This window comes from Escherichia sp. MOD1-EC5950 (assembly GCF_002965345.1).
Lineage (GTDB): Bacteria > Pseudomonadota > Gammaproteobacteria > Enterobacterales > Enterobacteriaceae > Escherichia > Escherichia marmotae.
On the sequence record NZ_PTSR01000170.1, the window covers coordinates 1 to 319 of the forward strand.

The following is a 319-nucleotide window of genomic DNA, read 5'->3' on the forward strand; positions in this document are numbered from 1 at the left end:
AGTTTTTACATCCCACTAATGACTCGCCTGCGCCCGATGGGGATCACTGTCGATGTTGAAACAGCCAACCGCCACGGTCTGCGCTGGCTGCATGATGTCGCTAACCAACGAAAGCATGAAACAATCCAGGCCCGTCCCTGCGATCGCTGGCTCGAAGAGCAGCAGTCCATGCTGGCACTGCCTCCGGAGAAAAAAGAGTATGAAGTGCATCCTGGTGAAAATCAGGTGAACTTCGACAAATCCCCCCTGCATCATCCACTCTCCATCTACGACTCATTCTGCAGAGGAGTGGCGTGATGATGGAACTGCAACATCAACG

Annotated in this window: 1 pseudogene; it reads left to right on the forward strand. The window is 53.3% G+C overall.

The features are described 5' to 3' along the window. Positions 1–297 (forward strand): annotated as a pseudogene (locus BEA93_RS24870) (IS21 family transposase); the annotation flags it as partial. Positions 298–319 lie beyond the last annotated feature (22 nt).